Origin of the sequence: Mesorhizobium sp. 1B3 (assembly GCF_050958605.1) — a bacterium.
Classification (GTDB): Bacteria; Pseudomonadota; Alphaproteobacteria; order Rhizobiales; family Rhizobiaceae.
Genome location: NZ_JBJHDO010000005.1, coordinates 121,594 through 138,369 on the forward strand (window position 1 = coordinate 121,594; position 16,776 = coordinate 138,369).

The window sequence follows — 16,776 nt, forward strand, 5'->3', positions numbered from 1 at the left end:
AGTCCAATAAAGGCAAGAATGGCGTCGAAACCTGCGACGGCGGGATTCCACGGCCCGGTTTGCGGACAGTATGGAGGCAGGCTTTTGAAAAAGCAGGAGACCGCACCACAGCAAGCGGATACGCGCGAGAGAATACTGAGCGCGGCCGTGGACGTGCTCGCGAGAAGAGGCTTCGAGAACGCCACCCTCAAGGAGATCACCGAGACGGCGGACGCAAATATCGCGGCTGTAAACTACTACTTCCGGTCCAAGGACGAACTGATCCGACAAGTGATGGGCGACCTTCTCGGCCGAATGAATCGGGCGCGCGACATCGCGTTGAGCGACTACGAGGCGGCGATAAGGGCGGGTGGCAAGCCGCGGCTGGAGCCGCTGCTCGATGCGCTGATTCGGCCCATGGTGCAACTGGCCGTCGCGTCGCCGCATGGTGAAGCCAATGTCAGCCTGTTCATGCAGGCGCGCTCGAGCCCCGCTGCCCCCGCCGGACTGGCGAGCGCCGAGGACGACGCGATCCATGAACGCTTCATTTCCGCGCTCGCCTGCATTTTGCCGCATCTGTCCCGAAAGGAAATCATCTGGCGCTACGACTGCGCGCGGGGGGCGATGGTGTTCGTCCTTGCCGATCTGTCGCCGAGCATCCATCAGATCGTCCGGCTTGCCGACACCCAGCGCCAAGCCGACGAGGACACTGTCGTGCGCGAACTCGTGGCCTTTATCGCTCAGGGTTTTCTGGCGGCATCGGCCGGCACCGTCCTTGCCGACTGAGGCGTCAAGCCCGGGCGGCCGCATCAGATCCTTTTCGGGCCGAGGCAAAGGGCAATAAATTCTCCGATCACCTTGTGAAGCGCGATAAAATTCTCTTGCATGACCATCATTGAAATGCAAATTTGAATTGGTCATTTAATGTGCCGGGAGGAAGCGATGCTGCTGGATGCCGTCGAGCTGGAGATCGTGAGCCGAAAGCTCTCGGCGGTGACCGATGAAATGTATTTCGCTATCCAGCGCGCCTCTCGTTCCGCCTATGTGAAGGAGGCGGCGGACTTCGCGACCGCCATCCTCGATCTCGACGGAAACGTCTTCGCCTATCCGCCGTCCGCCTCCTTCGCCTTTCTGGTGGACTGCAATTTCAAAACGACGATCGATGCCGTTCCTGACGTCGAGCCTGGTGACGTCATCGTCACCAATGACCCCTATCGCTCGGCCGGGCTCGCCACCCATCTTCCCGACGTAAATCTCATCCGGCCTTTGTTCTACCGGGGGAGGCTGGCCGCCTATGCCTGGTCCTTCGTCCACTGTGCCGATATCGGAGGCGCGGTGCCGTCGTCGATGTCGCCGGCGTTGACGGAAATCTTTCAGGAAGGGTTGCGTATTCCGCCGATGAAGCTGTTTCGCGGCGGCGAGCAGAACGACGACCTGATCGAGTTGATCCGCATGAATTCGCGCGTGCCGGATATAACCGTGGCCGACCTTCGCGCCATGGCCGGTGCGCTGGCGCTTGGCGAGGCGCGCCTTGCCGAGGTGATCGACCAGATCGGCGAGGACGCCTTCCGTCGCAATGTCCGCGACATTCAGGACTATGCGGAAAAGCGCGCAAGGGACATCCTGCGACAGATCCCGGATGGCGACTACGATTTCTGGGACTACATGGACGACGATCTGGTTTCGCGCATTCCGGTCCGCATCCGCGTCAGGATGTCGGTGCGCGACGGCCATGTAAGGCTCGATCTTTCGGGAACCGATCCCCAGGTGAAAACCTCCTACAACGTGCCGTCTGCAGGGCGGCGCATGTACTGGCTGACCTTCCGCCTGACCGGTTTCATCACCGCCCAGGCGCCGGACATCCCAAAGAACGCCGGCATCTATCGCAATATCTCGGTCATCAATCCGCCCGGAACGGTGCTGCATGCCGAGTTCCCCGACGCCGTCAATCTGCGTGCGTCTGCACCCTACCGTCTTTTCGACAGCGTCGGGGGCGCGCTTATCAAGGCGGTCCCGGACCTCATGCCGGCCGCGACGGGCGGCACGATGGTGCCTTTCGCCTTTGCCGAAACGCTGGACGACGGCAGCCGCAAGGTGGAGGTCGTCCAGCCGCTGAAAGCCGGCATGGGGGCGATGCGCGGGCGAGATGGCGTGGATGCCCGGGACAATTCGCTCAACAACATGCGCAATCATCCGCTGGAGACCGTAGAAGGGCACAGCGCGCTTGTCGTCACCGAATACGACATCCGCCCCGACAGCGGCGGGCCCGGCAAGTGGCGGGGCGGAGCGGGGCAGATGATCACCATCCGCTCCGCGACGGACAGCGGCGTCGTCGTCGCGCGTGGCATGGAGCGATTGCGGTTTCCGCCTTTCGGCATCTTCGGCGGTTGCGCGGGTGCGACGCTTGGAGCCATTTTCAATCGCGGCAGGCCCGACGAGCGGATGATCGCCAAGATCCATGAGTTGCATCTGGCGAAGGGTGATACGCTGACCCTTCTGATGCCGGGCGGCGGCGGATATGGCGATCCGTTCAAGCGAGACGCGGGACTGGTCCTGGACGACGTGCTGGACGGCTTCGTCACGTTGCAGTCCGCCCGCGACGATTATGGTGTCGTCATCCGCGGAGGGGTCGTCGACGAGGCGGCGACACGCGCGTTGCGCGCCCATCGCCCGGAGAAACCCGCGCAGATCTTCGACTTCGGCACGTTCCGTAATCTTTGGGAGGCCATCTTCGACGATCCGTCAATGCTTGAGCTCAATCGCAGGTTGTTTTCGTTGCGCAAGGCCAGCCGTCACGCCTTGCGGCGCAAGGTGTTCGAGCGTGTCGTTCCCGAGCTTGCCGATCCGTCCGCCCTCGACCTGACGGACGCCCTTGCCCAGACCGAATTGCTGCGCGCGCGCTTCGCCGAGGCCCTTGAAGACCTGCTGCCCACCCAGGATGCCGCCTGACATGACCGAGCAAGTGCAAGACCATATCCTGATGCAGGCCGGCTGCCGCATCGGCATCGATGTCGGCGGCACCTTCACCGATTTCGTGCTCGCCGACGCGGCCACCGGGGCGATAACGATCTTCAAGGAGCCGAGCGTTCCGCAGGATCCGTCCGCTTCCGTCGAACGGGGCCTGCCGAAGCTTCTCGAACGCGCCGGTCGCCGCCCCGAGGATGTGGGCCTCATCGTCCACGGCACGACGATCGGCCTCAACGCCGTCATCCAGCGCCGCGGCGCCAGGATGGGGCTCGTGGTCTCGCGCGGCATGCGCGGTGTGCTCGAGATCGGCCGCAGCCAGATGCCCAACGCTTTCTCCTATCTAGTGCCAAAGGAAGAGGCGCTGGTGAAACGGCGGCTGATTGGCGAGGTCTCCACCCGCATCCTCGAAGACGGCAGCGTCGAGAACGAGACGAGCGAAGCCGAACTGGACGCGTTGGCGCGCACTTTCCGCGAGGCCGGAGTCGAGGCGGTGGGCGTCCTGCTCCTCCACTCCTATCGCCGTCCCGATGTTGAGCTGGACGTGGCACGGCGCCTGAAAACCCGGCTACCCGAAGTGGAGGTGACAGCCTCTGCATCGATATGGCCGGAGCAGCGCGAATACGAGCGCGGCCTGGTCGCGCTCATGAACGCCTATGTCCAGCCCATCATGTCGAGCTATCTCAAGCGGCTGGAGCGTCGGGTGAAGGGGCTGGGCATCACTGCCCCCATCTACATCACCGCCAACAATGGCGGTACGCTCAGTCTCGCGACGGCGGCCGAACGCCCGATCGACACGCTCCTGTCCGGTCCGGCCTCGGGCGTGGTTGCCGCGGCCGTGTCCGCGCGCGCCTCGGGCGCCGACGAGATCGTCACCGTCGATATGGGCGGCACCTCCGCCGACATGTCCGTCATCACCGCAGGTGAGCCCGAGACGACGAACCGCACTCATATCGGCGACTTTCCCATCATCGTCCCGGTGGTGAATGTCTCGGCCATCGGTGCGGGCGGCGGCTCGATCGTGTGGGTGGATGATCAGGGCGTGCTCAAGATCGGTCCGGCTTCGGCCGGCGCCGATCCCGGTCCGATCTGCTACGGTGGGGGCGGGACGGAACCGACGGTCACCGACTGCTATCTGGTCTCCGGATTCATCGATCCCGAACGCTTTGTCGGCGGGCGCATGCGGCTCGACGTGGAGGCAGCGCGCACCGCTCTCGATCGCATCGGCGAGCGGATCGGTTTTCCCGCCGGGGCCGAGCGCGCGGCCCGGGCCGCGGAAGCCGCGCTTCGCGTGACTACTGCCGTGATGACGGCCGAGATGTCGAAAGGGATCGCGCAGCGCGGTCTTGATCTGCGCGCTTTCACCTTGCTGCCTTTCGGGGGCGCAGGGCCGACGCAGGCCAACCTCATCGCGGATGCCGCCGGTCTGTCGCGCATGATCGTGCCTGCGAGTCCGGGCACGTTCTGCGCGCTGGGCGCCATCATGGCCGATGTGAAGCGCGACTATGTACGCTCGGCGCATTTCGATCTGTCGGGGGACGAAAAGGCGCCGCAGATGATTGCCGGCCTGGCGCGCGCCATGGCCGACGAAGCCCGCGACTGGGTGGCGCAGGAGGGCGAGATCCTCAAGGGCCACGACGTCGTGGTGTCGCTCGACATGCGGTATCGGGGCCAGGCCTTCGATCTGCCGGTGAAGTGCGAATGGGACGGCGCGAGCATCGACGCGGCAGCAGCCGTCGAAGGGTTTCATCGGGCCCACGAGCGCCTCTACCATTTCCGCGATACGGAAACCGCGGTGGAGATCACGACGATCCGCCTGCGCGTCACCGGGCATGTCGAGCCGGTCAATACAGCCGCCGCTCCTACTGAAGCGAGGCCGGCGGTGTCCGGCGAAAGCCGCGATCTTTATTGGAAAGGCGCCGCCCACCGGGCCGAGGTCCTGTCTCGCGACGGCCTTGGTGTTGGTGCCGCCTTTCGTGGTCCCGTCATTCTGGAGCAGGAGGACACGACCGTCGTCGTGCTGCCGGGATGGCATGGTCATGTTGATATGGCGGGCAATCTCATCATCGAGAAGAACACCACCTCGTCCCGGATCTGACCCGGACTTGCACTGGAGACCTGACATGAAGCCGTCACTACCGCTGCGCTCCCTGCTTCTTGGCGCGATCGCGTCGCTTGCGTTGTCCACGTCGGCCATGGCCGAACTCGTGGCTCCGCCCGAGACCGTGCGCATTGCCCTAGACGTCGACTCGCTGTCTCTGGATGCGCGACTCGCGGCCGAGACCACTAGCTATCGCCTGAACGACCTGATCTATGATGGGCTGGTGCGCCTCGACGAGAATTTCCGGCCCCAGCCCGCACTTGCAACCAGCTGGGACCAGCCCGACCCGCTGACGCTGGTGTTTCATCTGCGCGAAGGCGTCACCTTCCACGACGGCACGCCACTGACCGCAGACGACGTCGTGTTTACCTACACCACAATGGTCGATCCGGCGCTCAATGCCCGTTCGCGTTCGCTCTACGAACCCATCGAGAGCGTGAGGGCGGTGGATGAGAAGACCGTCGAATTCAAGCTCAAGGAGCCCTACGCGCCGCTGCTCTCCTATCTCGACCTCGGCATCCTGCCGCGCGGCGCGGCACAAGGAAACGCGGAATTCGGCTCCACGCCGGTCGGCACGGGACCGTTCAAGCTCGATAACTGGCTGCGCGGCAGCCAGATCGACCTGGTGGCCAATCCCGACTACTGGAACGGCGAGCCCGCCGTGAAGCGCATCGAGACGGTCATCGTCGGCAACGGCACGGCGCGCGCGCAGGCGATCGCTGCCGGAGACGTCGATCTGATCTATAGCCCGCTGCCGCCGGCGGAGGTCCAGAATCTGTCGCAGAATGGCGATCTCGACCACAGCGTCACCCCCGCCGTGTCATTCATCTATGTCAACTTCAACACGCAGGATGCGCTGCTCTCCGATCCCGCATTGCGTTCGGCGATCGCGAAGCTCATCGACCAGAAGACCATCGTTGAACAGATCTATGGCGGCCTCGACGAGGTCGCGTCGTCGATCCTCATGCCGGCCTTCCCGTGGGTGTACGATGCGGAGGTCAAACAGCCGATATTCGACCCAGCCGCCGCTGCGGCGGAACTTGACGCACTTGGCTGGACGCTCGGCGCAGACGGGGTCCGCGCTAAGGACGGTACGCCGCTCGCGTTGACCATAGGCACGAACAGCGAGGATGCCGAACGCGTCCAGGCGATCGAGTACCTCCAGAACCTGTTCATCTCGGTAGGCATCAAGACGGAAGTGCTCGCGGTCGATTATCCGACCTTCATGCAGGGCAATCAGGGCAAGACCTATCAGATCTCGTTTCTGAGCTGGGGCAATCTGGTTGATCCCGACCGTGCGATGTACGGCCAGCTCCATACGGGCGGTAACTTCAACTGGGGCGGTTACTCGAACGCGGAAGTCGATGCCGCGCTGGAGGAGGGACGGACGAAGAGCGCGGTGGAGACACGCGCCGCGGCTTATCGCGCGGCGGCCAGCCAGATCGCGGAGGACGTGCCCTACTATATCGTGGCTCACCAGCGCCTTCATGCATTCACGTCCAAGAAGCTGGAAGGCTTCCAGCCGGACGCCCGCGGCTTCCTGACCGATCTGGCGTCCCCTGCGGCCCAGTAAACATCCCTCGCCCCGTCTCTTCCCGGGGACGGGGCGGAAAGCAACCGGAGCGTGGTATGCTGGCCTATACGATCAGACGGGTTCTCATACTGGTGCCGCTTGCATTCGGCATCGCAACGGTTGCATTTTGCCTGCTTCTCTTCTTTCCCGGTGATCCGGTAAGCGTGCTTCTCGGCGATGCCGCATCGCCCAAGCAGGTCGCGATGATGCGTCAGAGCCTTGGTCTCGACGAACCGTGGTTCCTCAGGCTCTGGCATTACCTGTGGTCGCTGGCCCAGGGCGATCTCGGCATATCCATCTTCCAGCGCCGGCCGGTGGCCGACATCATCCTCGAGCGTCTGCCCGCGACCCTGGAACTCGCGACGGCGGCGATACTGATCGCAATCCTGATCGGCCTGGTGCTGGGCATCGTTGCCGCGGTCTGGCGCGGCACGTGGATCGACATGGGCGTTATGCTGATCGCCCAACTCGGCATTTCCATGCCGGTTTTCTGGCTCGGCATCATGTTGGTCTACGTCTTTTCGGTTTCGCTGGGCTGGCTGCCCTCCATCAGCAGGGGGCCGGCTCTCTTGCCCGCGCTTGGACAGGCTTTCACCGGCAACGGGACGGCCCTCCGGACCTCGCTGACACATCTGTTTCTGCCCGCGCTCTCCCTCGGGTTGGGGCAGGCCGCAATCATCAGCCGGCTCGTTCGTGCCTCCGTCCTGGAGGTGATGCACGAGGATTTCGTTCGGACGGCGCGTGCCAAGGGGCTTGGGCGGCTTCGCGTCTTGCTGGTTCATGTGCTCCGCAACGCGCTTCTGCCGATTGTCTCGGTGATCGGTCTGCGCTTCGGCGTGCTCCTGGCCGGCGCGGTGCTGACGGAAGCGATCTTCGCCTGGCCCGGGCTGGGACAACTCATCGTTACGGCCGTCTCCCAGCGCGACCTGCCGCTCATCCTCGGACTGCTGCTGACATTCGCCCTGATGTTCGCGCTCGTGAACCTGATCGTCGACCTGATTTACGGGTTGGTCGATCCCCGGATCAGCCTGGAGTGAGTTGATGCTGAGGACGCTCGTGCGCAATCCCTCGCTGCTGGTCGGCTTTGTGATCACCCTGACGCTGGCGCTGATCGCGGTCTTGGCGCCCCTCCTCGCCACGCACGGCGTGGAGCAGATGGACATGGTCAACCGACTGCAGGGGCCGAGCGCCGCACATTGGCTGGGCACGGACAATTTTGGCCGGGATGTCTGGACGCGTCTGGCCTATGGCGCGCGGCTGTCGATGGGCGTCGCCGCCGCCGCCGTCGCGTTCTCGGTTCTTCTGGGGACGATCGTCGGATTGGTGGCAGGTTATTTCGGCGGCTGGGTGGACATGATCCTCATGCGGATCACCGACATCTTTCTGGGCTTTCCCGCGTTGATCCTCGCTATGGCCGTAGTCGCGATCATCGGTCCGGGCACCGTCAACCTTGTCATCGCGATGGTGCTCGTCTTCTGGACCGAATATGCGCGCGTCATTCGCGCGACGACGCTCAGCCTGCGCAAGAGGCCCTATATCGATGCCGCACGCACCGGCGGCGCGTCGCATCTCAACATCATCTTCCGCGAAATCCTGCCGAATGCTTATGGCCCGATCATTGTGCTGGCCACCCTCGGCTTCGGTACCGCGATCATCACCGAAAGCGCGCTGTCCTTCCTTGGATTCGGCGTCCGCCCGCCTGCTCCCACATGGGGCGGCACGCTGTCCTACGGCACGCGCTTCCTGTCGCAGTCGCCGTGGCTGAGCTTCGCTTCGGGGCTGACGATCATGCTGGCTTGCCTCGGTTTCAATCTTCTTGGCGACGGCTTGCGCGACATGCTCGATCCGCGCGGCCGCCAGCGCGCGGCGGGAGAGGCGCGATGAACGATCCCCTGCTTTCGGTTCGCGATCTCAAGGTCTTCTTTGCCTCGGCGCAGGGTGAGACGCCGGTGGTGCACGGTGTCTCGTTCGATGTCGAGGCTGGAAAGACCCTCGCTCTGGTCGGCGGCTCTGGATCAGGCAAGAGCGTCATCGCCATGTCGCTGATGCAGTTGCTGGACCGACGCACCAGCCGCGTTACCGGGACCGCGCAATTCGGTGGCCGAGACCTGATTTCGCTTGCCGAACGTGAGATCCAGTCTGTGCGGGGCAATCAGATCGGTATGATCTTTCAGGAGCCGATGACATCGTTGAATCCGGTGCTCACCGTCGGATATCAGCTTGCCGAAACGTTGAAGCGGCACCGGGGGCTTTCGCATCGCGCAGCGCTGGCCGAAGCAAGGGAACTCCTTGAGAAGGTACGGATTCCTGCTGCGCAGAGGCGACTAGCGGAATATCCACACCGGCTTTCCGGCGGCATGAGACAGCGTGTCATGATCGCCATGGCGATGGCCTGCCGCCCGAAATTGCTGATTGCCGACGAGCCGACCACAGCGCTCGACGTGACGGTGCAGGCGCAGATTCTCGACCTGATGCGCCTCCTGCAGCAGGAGGAAGGGACATCCATTCTCTTCATCACGCATGATATGGGGGTGGTTGCTGAAGTCGCCGACCGCACGCTCGTGGTTCACAACGGCATGGTCGTCGAGGAAGGCCCTACCGCCGACCTGTTCCAGGGCGCAAGCCAGCCATACACGCTCAGCCTTCTTGGAGCGGTACCTCGGCTGGGCTCGATGCGCGGGACGCAGATGCCCCGCGCCTTCCCGGAGATCGATGCGCTGACGGGCAAGGCACAAGAGGCCGGCAGGGAGGTCGACACCATCCGCCATGGCGAGCCGCCTGTCCTCTCCGTGCGGGGACTGACGACCCGTTTCGACCTGCACTCAGGTTTGCTGAAGCGCGTCACTGCTCGCGTCCACGCGGTGGAGAACGTCGACCTGACCCTACGGCGCGGCGAGACCCTTGGGCTTGTGGGTGAAAGCGGATGCGGCAAGTCGACACTTGGCCGCTCGCTGATGCAACTTGAGAAAGCGAGTGCCGGCGAGATCGTCATCCACGGCATGAAACTCGGGCAGACGCCGCGCAGGAACGTGATCCCGCATATCCAGATGGTGTTCCAGGATCCCTTCGCCAGCCTCAATCCGCGCATCCGGGTGGGTGAAAGCATTGCCGCGCCACTGGTGAACAACGGTGTTCTTGGCCATTCCGCCGCATTGACGCGGGCAGGCGAACTGCTTGGCCTTGTCGGTCTGGAGCCGGATATGGTCGAACGCTACCCGCACGAGTTCTCCGGAGGCCAGCGCCAGCGCATCTGTATCGCCCGCGCCCTTGCACTCGAACCGGAGATCATCGTTGCGGACGAGGCCGTCTCCGCGCTCGACGTCACAGTGAAGACGCAGGTGCTGAACCTCATGCTCGGCCTTCAGGAGCATCTGGGGCTATCCTACCTGTTCATTTCCCACGACATGGCTGTCGTGGAGCGCGTCGCTCACCGGGTCGCAGTCATGTATCTGGGCGAGGTCGTCGAGATCGGTCCGCGTGCGGCGATTTTCGAGAACCCGCAGCATCCCTATACGAAGCGACTGATCGCCGCGGTCCCCGTTCCGGATCCGGCGCGCCGGCATGCGCCGCGCCCGCCTTCCAATCAAGATATCAGAAGTCCGATCTTCCCGATCGACCATGTACCGCCTGCGCGCCGCTACAGGGAAGCAAGCGCCGCGCATCTGGTGCAGGAGTGGAACGAGGCCGACTGGACCTGACGGCGCAAGGCTTCGCTGGCCGGATGACGGTGGCGGCGAGTTCATCCCGAGCCAGCACGACATGTTGCCAGATCCAGAAAGACACACCGTGGTCACCCATTAGAGGACGTATCGCGCGCGCTTCGAGGAGGGCAGGGCCGCGGCGCTGTTGCCGATCGGCGAGGATCCCGATCCGTTTCCCTTCGGTAACTCGATGATCGATGCCCTCGCCAATCCGAGCCGCATCCTTCGCCCGGCGGTGCGCCGGTCCTTCCTGGAGAAGGGGCATGCTGCCGGCGGTGCCGCGCCTGGCGCGGAGCCGTTCGTGGAGGTCAGCTGGGACGAGGCACTGTCACTGGCTGCCTCCAAACTCGAGCGCGTGCGCGCCAGCCACGGCAATGGCGCGATCTATGGCGGCTCCTACGGCTGGGCGAGCGCCGGGCAAACGCGGTTGATGGAAAGTCCGGCGCTGCTTGCGCGACAGTCAGATTCCGGCCTCCGCCATGCCATCTGCGAGCCGATTGTTCGGATGCCGACCGCGTGCCTTGTGGCGTAGCGCTGCCGCTCCATCTAACGCGAATGTCTCAGGAGCCGCTGACCTGTCGAGGCGTCAGACCAAGAACATGCGCCGCCATCACGGTTCGCAGTCTACCCTCCAGACCGTCGATAACATCTCGATGCGTTGCAGTTCGCGCTCGCTCATCAGAACCAGTCCTAACTCGCAATCTCCCACGTCATCCAAAGGCGGGGAGACTGGCATTACGCTCGCAGAAACGCGACATTTCTGCTTTGCAGATTCGCGACATTTTAGCTTTGCGCCAATATAGTTATGCAACATAACAAAAATTTATTTATGGAAATGACACATTACTCAATGAGAGTTCTTCAGGGATCGCGGGCAGCCTCACTTAGAGAACTACCCCCGGCCGTCAAATCCCTGGCGCGATCAATTTCACCGTTGGGAAATACGTCGCGTATCGCTTGGCGTCTCGGGTCAGCAGCGGAACCCGAACTACAGCAGCATGTGCACCGATGAAGAAATCCGGCAGTACGCCGGTTCGTGTTCCACCGCTCGCCCTGTACCTCTGAAATGCCTTGGCGGCCAGGAAAAGACTCTCTCGGGACATCGGAGCGATCACGAGCTCCATGCCGTCGATCATCTGGTTCAGCTCTTCGATCCTACTGTAGCGGGCCGCTAACTCCGCATAGATGACATCTACGATCATCAGCTTGCCGAGGATCGATGCCTCCTCGATCCTCGCCACCGACCAGTCATACCAGTTCGGATCATTCGAAACGATGTCCGATATCACATTCGTATCGATCAGGATCATTCTGCGTATCAGTGCTCTCCCCGCGTCAGAGCCATTAGCTCGTCGGTCGTCATGCCTTTGCCAGCATGACCACGAAATCGCGCAAACCGACTCTTCGGCTCGTCACCAACTTTTTTCAGGACGATCCGTCCGTCATGATCTCGCTCGAAGTCAACGAGGTTCCCTGGATGGAGATCGAGCAGATCGCGGATTGCCTTGGGGATCGTGACCTGACCCTTTTGTGTCATGGCAGTAGACATATAAGCCTCCGGTAATACCGACGTCAAAATCGGTAATACCACAGATCGGCAAAGGGTTCAAGCAAACGTTAGAGTGCATCAACGTGGGTGCGATGTCTCCGTTTTGCGCGATGATCTACGCGGCCTTCTCGTGCCAAGCCTTTTGCCGAGCAGCGATCTTCTCGCCGACAGAGCGTATCGGCGAATGCAAGGTCTCATCCTTGGACAAATCCAAAAAAATAGGAGCAACGCCACCCAAGCGATTGAACCTCACGTCCCGCTGCCCGCTATTCCTCTGGCGATCTTCCTGTTCCTGCCGCTGTCTTTTTGCGGCTTCGGCATCCTCAGACCTGCGGTACTAGAATCGCAGCAGTTCGAAAAAGGGAGCGGCAATGAGTTGCCCTTCAACGGTTCCAACGAACCGCCGCCGGGCAATTGAAAACCATACAATCTTACTCCTATTTGCAACGTGCGTCGGGCGTTCTCCTCCCATTGCGCCTTGCGCGTAAATTTTGGCCGAGCCCTTGGGTTCGGCCATTTTTTCGTCGGCATCATCTTCTCAGCAATCTCAGTTTATGAGGAGCTTGTCATGCTCAAGGGCCGCCATTTCGACCAATCGGTGATCCTGCTGTGCGTGCGCTGGTATCTGGTCTACAATCTCAGCCTGCGCGACCTGAAAGAGATGATGGCCGAACGCAGCTTGACCGTCGATCGCTCCACCGTTCATCGCTGGGTGGTGCGCTTTTCACCACTGCTGCTAGAGCGCTTCGACCGGCGTAAGCGGACCGTTACCGGCAAGTGGCATGTTGACGAGACCTACATCAAGGTCCGCGGCCGGTGGATGTATCTGTATCGCGCCATCGACAGTGCGAGTACGCCAGACCGCGGATGTCCAGCCCGATACCGCATGCACCGCACCGGCTGAAGGTGCTACGGAGGGACTTGAAATATCTGGCGACCGGCCAGCGGCTCGAAGCCAGAGGCCTCGCAAGCACGGCGCGCGGGCTCTGTCCCGAGTCGTCACCGGTTTTGACAATGAACATTCGCCATGCCCTGAACTTTTGTTGAATTTGATGCGCGCATTGATTTAGATAATATAAATATCTATCTTTAATATCGCTGCCGAGTTGCCGTATATATTTGGATGTTATTTGGTTTTTGACCAGGATGGCAGTTGTTAATACTTTATAAATTATCCTTGTGCCTCAGGGATACATGGTGGGAACGAGGCTTGGCCACGCAATCCTGTCGCCGTTCTTATTGACAAGTAAGGGGTCTGGATTTATTTTCCGCCATCATTAACTTTGAAATCGGATTTCTTCGATTGGAGATGCGACCATGCGGCTCGGCACCTCAATCCTGGCGGTAGCGCTGGTTTCTTCCCCCGCCTTCGCCGATCCTGTTCGATCGTCGGAAGACATCATCAAGTTTTTCGCCGATACCGCCACGCTCGGCCCCTCGCGTGGAATCTGTGTGGGCACCGAGGACGAATGCAAGAGTAAGCCTCAAGCACCGGAGCAGACAGGGCTCGACATGCTCGTCAATTTCGACCTCGATTCTGCCGAGCTCAAGGCCGATGCCCGTACGAAGCTCGCCGAGTTTGCCAAGGCGCTCAAGGATAACCGGCTGAATTCGCTCAACTTCGCCGTCGAGGGTTACACCGATGCTTCCGGTTCGACCGCTTACAATGAAGCGCTTTCGAAGCGGCGGGCACAATCCGTGACGATCTTTCTCATGGCGCAGGGCATCGAGTCGTCGCGCCTCAGCGACATCGGCATGGGCGAAAGTCATCCCCGCAGTGCCGATCCCTACGATCCGGTCAACCGCCGCGTCGAGATGCGGATAAGGGCGCAATAAAGAGAAGTCGTCGCTTTCCTCTTGAGGGATGGTCGTGGAGCCCAACCACGAAGCCTTGCGGTGCAGATTGGTAATTCGTGCCTTGTGCTTGATTAATGCATGTCGCCCCAAAATGTGCAGCGGTTTTGGGCAAACGACATCCATAACAACGGCCTAACGCATGCTGCGCGAATCCCAATTCGCAGCATGCGTCAGGGAAGGCAACAAGCGACGGAGCGGCTTGCCGCGGCGGCCGAGTATAACGAAGGAAGATCAGCGGCCGCTGATGGTCACGGGTCGCAGCGCATTCGCTCACAGCGTTCCTTCCGTCGCCTGAATGATTGCCACCATCGCCCGCTTGTATTTCTCGAATTCGGGTGATGTTTGCCTTATCTCCCGCGTTTCGGTGGCTGCCCAGGCGTGGCCGCGCATCTTCCTCTCTGCCCAATCCACGACATAGCCGGTGGTCTTGCCGATGAGGAAAGGGTTGGCTTGGACGACCTGCGGCCCCAGGATCGAGACGAGCAGGGCGTCGCTGGGCGCCGACAGCACCTGGCTGGCGCCTTCCATGCCGAGAAAATGGCAGAGATAGAGCCGGCCGGCGGTGATCTGGTGGCCGCGGGCCCGCAGGTAAGCCTCACCTTCGTGCGCAAGATTGCGCACCATCTCGCGGGAGAGCGTCGGGTCGAAGCGCAACGCCAGCAGTTCGGTGGTGGACAGCGACCGAGCCAGGTCCGGCCGGTAGGTGTTCATCATCCGGATCCAGGTCCTTGTAATGAACTGGCCGAGCCCGGTCGCCGTCGACAGCGGGTTCTTGGCCCGTGCGCTACCGCCGCTTTCGACATGGATGATACGGTTGGTCAACGTCTCGACCACCGAATCGCCCGACGCGGCAACAGCGATGGTGCCCAGAGGATCAATGGCCTCGGTGCCCTGGTAGAGCTCGAAATGCAGATGGGGCCCGGTCGACAGTCCGGTGGTGCCGACATAGCCGATGATGTCGCCCGCCTGGACCGTTCTTCCGTTCTCGAGCGCGAAGCGTTGCAGATGCGCATAGCGCGTTTCGCGACCGTCCGCGTGTTCGATCCGCACCAGATTGCCGTAGCTGCCGCCATCACCCTGGAAAACGATCTTGCCATCATAGACGGCGAAGACAGGCGTGCCAGCGGGTGCGGTCCAATCCACGCCCTTGTGGACGTGCACGCTTCCCAGGATCGGGTGCTTGCGCGGACCAAAGGTAGAGGTCATGACGCCATTGACCGGGGTGACCATGCCGTTGGCAATGGTGACCGACTGAACCTTGTCGTCGCCGGTCACGCAAGCAAATTGGCCGTCGCTCTGCCGGAAGACGAAGCACTCCAGATCGTTCTCGCCGCCATGCACCCCGACATAGAGCACCCGGCCAGAGCCGCTCTCCTCGTCGCGCGGCGTGTCCGAATAGATCAGCAACAGGCGCTCGTCATAGGTGGCGAAGGCGTTGAGGTCCTGGCCGCGCGACAGATACATGATCGCCTCGCCTATCACGCTGGTCGGCACATTGTTGCGAACCGCCGTCGAATAGATCGCATCGAGCAGGCGGTAGCGGCGCGTTAGTCCGCTACCGGCAGCCGAGCCGGAATAGTAGAACAGGTCGTCGCGCACCCACGGATCGACACCGATGACGAAAGAGCCTGCTCGATCGCGCGTCAGTGTGCCGACGAACATATCCTGGGTGTAGACGGAGACCTGCATCAGCTTGCGCGTCGTGGCCTCTCGCCGAGGCCGGTAGCCGCGCATCGCCACGACAAAGCCGGGCTCCAGAGTGTCACGGTGGAATAGCGTCTTCAGCGCTTCGCCGGCCGCCTTCGCCTCCTCGACGCTAAAATGCGCATCGGTGATAACGCTCTCGAGGCTGCGGTTGTTCAGAATCTTGACGAAGGCGTCCTGCGTCGCCTCGTAGCGCTCGTTCTCGGGCGTAACGATCGCCACGCTCGTATTGTTTTCGATCTCCGTCTTGCCGACGGCGGAAAGCTCTGCCTTGCCGCCGTCGATTGGCTCGCCCCAGCCGGCATCGGGATCGGCCGCCGCGGCGCCGGGCGAGGATGCCGCTGTTGGAGGGCCCACGGGCGTTTCCGTTGCCTTCGGTACGGGACTAAGGCCGGCCTGCTGACGGCTGTGCGAATCCGCGATGGTTGCCCGCTGCGCCTGGAAAAAGGCAAAATCCTCTTGCGTCGCGGGTATCGTCGTCATGAAGCGCTCGCTAGAGCTCAGCATGGTGTCGCCCATCATTTCGATCTTTGGCGATATCCCGGGCTGGGCCAGGTCCGCCGGTCGCGGGATCGAGCGCCCCTTTGGTGCGGCATCCCCACCGCCGGCAATGTTGATCCACATCGGGTCTCCTGGCAGGTCGACGATCGCCGGCACGTAGACTGGCGTGCCCGCCGCCATCTCGTCCGACTGCTCGGTTACCGTCAGGTTCTCATCGAGATCGCCGAATGACCAGTAGTCCGCGGTGACGTAGAAGCCGACACCAAGCGAAGCGAGCACGACAAGGGCTAAGCCGGCGAGGATCTTGCGCCAGCGCATGCGCCGCCTCCGTTGCAGCCGCTCCTGCTTTTTCTGCCTGAAACTGGCGTCGATGCTGTGCGTCATTGTCCGCCGCCGGTCAGGAAGAAGGTCCAGCGCGACTGCGCCAGCGTGTCGACTTCATAAAACCGCGCCGCGATGTGGCCGCGCTGCCAGCAATCATCGATGCCGCGAATGGTGAAGCGCCGCCGCTGGATGCACATGTCGGTCGAGCCGTTCAGGATGCCATGGCCGAAGGCATCGGTGGCATAGATGTAGACGTAGCGACTGGTCAGTTCCTCACGGATGACATTGACGCAACGGTTGACGCCGACCGTCCACCAGCCGTCGGTCTGGAACATGCCGTCGACCTCATTGCCGACGGCAAGATTGACCACGTCGAGTGTCTGGTTGCAGACGGTGAATTCGGCCCGCGCCGTGTCTGGTGCCAGCATCGCGAGCAGAAAGGCGGCGAAGAGCGCGGGGAGCCTGCCGCATCCGACGCTTCGGCGCCAACGCTGGGGAACCGCAGATATGGCCGGTTTGGCAG

At 62.2% G+C, this 16,776-nt stretch carries 14 protein-coding genes and 2 pseudogenes; 11 read left to right on the plus strand and 5 right to left on the minus strand.

Annotation, left to right across the window (positions count from 1 at the left end; genetic code table 11):
- Positions 1–84: 84 nt before the first annotated feature.
- From ACCO56_RS15330 to ACCO56_RS15365, 8 genes are all read left to right on the plus strand, one after another.
- Positions 85–765 carry a TetR/AcrR family transcriptional regulator gene (locus ACCO56_RS15330; RefSeq protein WP_433641636.1) on the plus strand — a complete coding sequence of 227 codons (681 nt, stop codon included), beginning with the start codon at positions 85–87 and terminating at the stop codon, positions 763–765.
- Positions 766–921: 156 nt separating this feature from the next.
- Entirely contained in the window at positions 922–2,928 is a 2,007-nt protein-coding gene (locus tag ACCO56_RS15335) for a hydantoinase B/oxoprolinase family protein (protein ID WP_433641637.1), read from the plus strand.
- A 1-nt stretch (position 2,929) separates the two neighbouring features.
- Positions 2,930–5,041 carry a hydantoinase/oxoprolinase family protein gene (locus tag ACCO56_RS15340; RefSeq protein ID WP_433641638.1) on the plus strand — a complete coding sequence of 704 codons (2,112 nt, stop codon included), beginning with the start codon at positions 2,930–2,932 and terminating at the stop codon, positions 5,039–5,041.
- Between the two features lie 25 nt (positions 5,042–5,066).
- Positions 5,067–6,617 carry an ABC transporter substrate-binding protein gene (locus ACCO56_RS15345; RefSeq protein ID WP_433641639.1) on the plus strand — a complete coding sequence of 517 codons (1,551 nt, stop codon included), beginning with the start codon at positions 5,067–5,069 and terminating at the stop codon, positions 6,615–6,617.
- Between the two features lie 56 nt (positions 6,618–6,673).
- Positions 6,674–7,654, plus strand: a complete 981-nt coding sequence (locus ACCO56_RS15350; protein ID WP_433641640.1) for an ABC transporter permease — start codon at positions 6,674–6,676, stop codon at positions 7,652–7,654.
- A gap of 4 nt (positions 7,655–7,658) precedes the next feature.
- Positions 7,659–8,501 carry an ABC transporter permease gene (locus ACCO56_RS15355; protein ID WP_433641641.1) on the plus strand — a complete coding sequence of 281 codons (843 nt, stop codon included), beginning with the start codon at positions 7,659–7,661 and terminating at the stop codon, positions 8,499–8,501.
- Positions 8,498–10,315 (plus strand): ABC transporter ATP-binding protein, encoded by a 1,818-nt coding sequence (locus tag ACCO56_RS15360; protein WP_433641642.1) that lies wholly within the window; start codon positions 8,498–8,500, stop codon positions 10,313–10,315. The genes ACCO56_RS15355 and ACCO56_RS15360 overlap by 4 nt, the downstream gene beginning before the upstream one ends.
- 193 nt (positions 10,316–10,508) lie before the next feature.
- Positions 10,509–10,850 (plus strand): molybdopterin-dependent oxidoreductase, encoded by a 342-nt coding sequence (locus tag ACCO56_RS15365; protein ID WP_433642017.1) that lies wholly within the window; start codon positions 10,509–10,511, stop codon positions 10,848–10,850.
- Here the strand turns inward: ACCO56_RS15365 and ACCO56_RS15370 are convergent.
- From ACCO56_RS15370 to ACCO56_RS15380, 3 genes and pseudogenes are all read right to left on the minus strand, one after another.
- A pseudogene (locus ACCO56_RS15370) lies at positions 10,782–11,054 on the minus strand (helix-turn-helix domain-containing protein); the annotation flags it as partial. The gene ACCO56_RS15365 and the pseudogene ACCO56_RS15370 sit on opposite strands and share 69 nt — an antisense overlap.
- A 169-nt stretch (positions 11,055–11,223) precedes the next feature.
- The gene (locus ACCO56_RS15375; RefSeq protein ID WP_433641643.1) at positions 11,224–11,628 is read right to left on the minus strand and encodes a type II toxin-antitoxin system VapC family toxin; all 405 of its coding nucleotides are present in this window, start codon (positions 11,626–11,628) and stop codon (positions 11,224–11,226) included.
- Between the two features lie 8 nt (positions 11,629–11,636).
- Complete coding sequence (locus ACCO56_RS15380) at positions 11,637–11,867, minus strand: AbrB/MazE/SpoVT family DNA-binding domain-containing protein (RefSeq protein WP_433641644.1); 231 nt, start codon at positions 11,865–11,867, stop codon at positions 11,637–11,639.
- A gap of 184 nt (positions 11,868–12,051) precedes the next feature.
- Here ACCO56_RS15380 and ACCO56_RS15385 point away from each other — a divergent pair, with 184 nt between their 5' ends.
- From ACCO56_RS15385 to ACCO56_RS15395, 3 genes and pseudogenes are all read left to right on the plus strand, one after another.
- A complete protein-coding gene (locus tag ACCO56_RS15385) occupies positions 12,052–12,285 on the plus strand; it encodes a hypothetical protein (RefSeq protein WP_433641645.1) in 234 nt (77 codons plus the stop codon).
- 150 nt (positions 12,286–12,435) lie between these two features.
- Positions 12,436–12,714, plus strand: a pseudogene (locus ACCO56_RS15390) (IS6 family transposase); the annotation flags it as partial.
- A 470-nt stretch (positions 12,715–13,184) separates the two neighbouring features.
- Positions 13,185–13,703, plus strand: coding sequence for an OmpA family protein (locus ACCO56_RS15395; RefSeq protein WP_433641646.1), 519 nt, complete (start codon positions 13,185–13,187; stop codon positions 13,701–13,703).
- 291 nt (positions 13,704–13,994) lie between these two features.
- Here ACCO56_RS15395 and ACCO56_RS15400 read toward each other — a convergent pair whose 3' ends face one another.
- Together ACCO56_RS15400 and ACCO56_RS15405 are read right to left on the minus strand one after the other, a co-directional pair.
- Positions 13,995–16,313 (minus strand): peptidoglycan DD-metalloendopeptidase family protein, encoded by a 2,319-nt coding sequence (locus ACCO56_RS15400; protein WP_433641647.1) that lies wholly within the window; start codon positions 16,311–16,313, stop codon positions 13,995–13,997.
- Positions 16,310–16,681: a DUF1036 domain-containing protein gene (locus ACCO56_RS15405; RefSeq protein ID WP_433642018.1), complete on the minus strand. Its 372-nt coding sequence runs from the start codon at positions 16,679–16,681 to the stop codon at positions 16,310–16,312. Before ACCO56_RS15405 ends, ACCO56_RS15400 begins: the two co-directional genes overlap by 4 nt.
- Between the last annotated feature and the right edge of the window lie 95 nt (positions 16,682–16,776).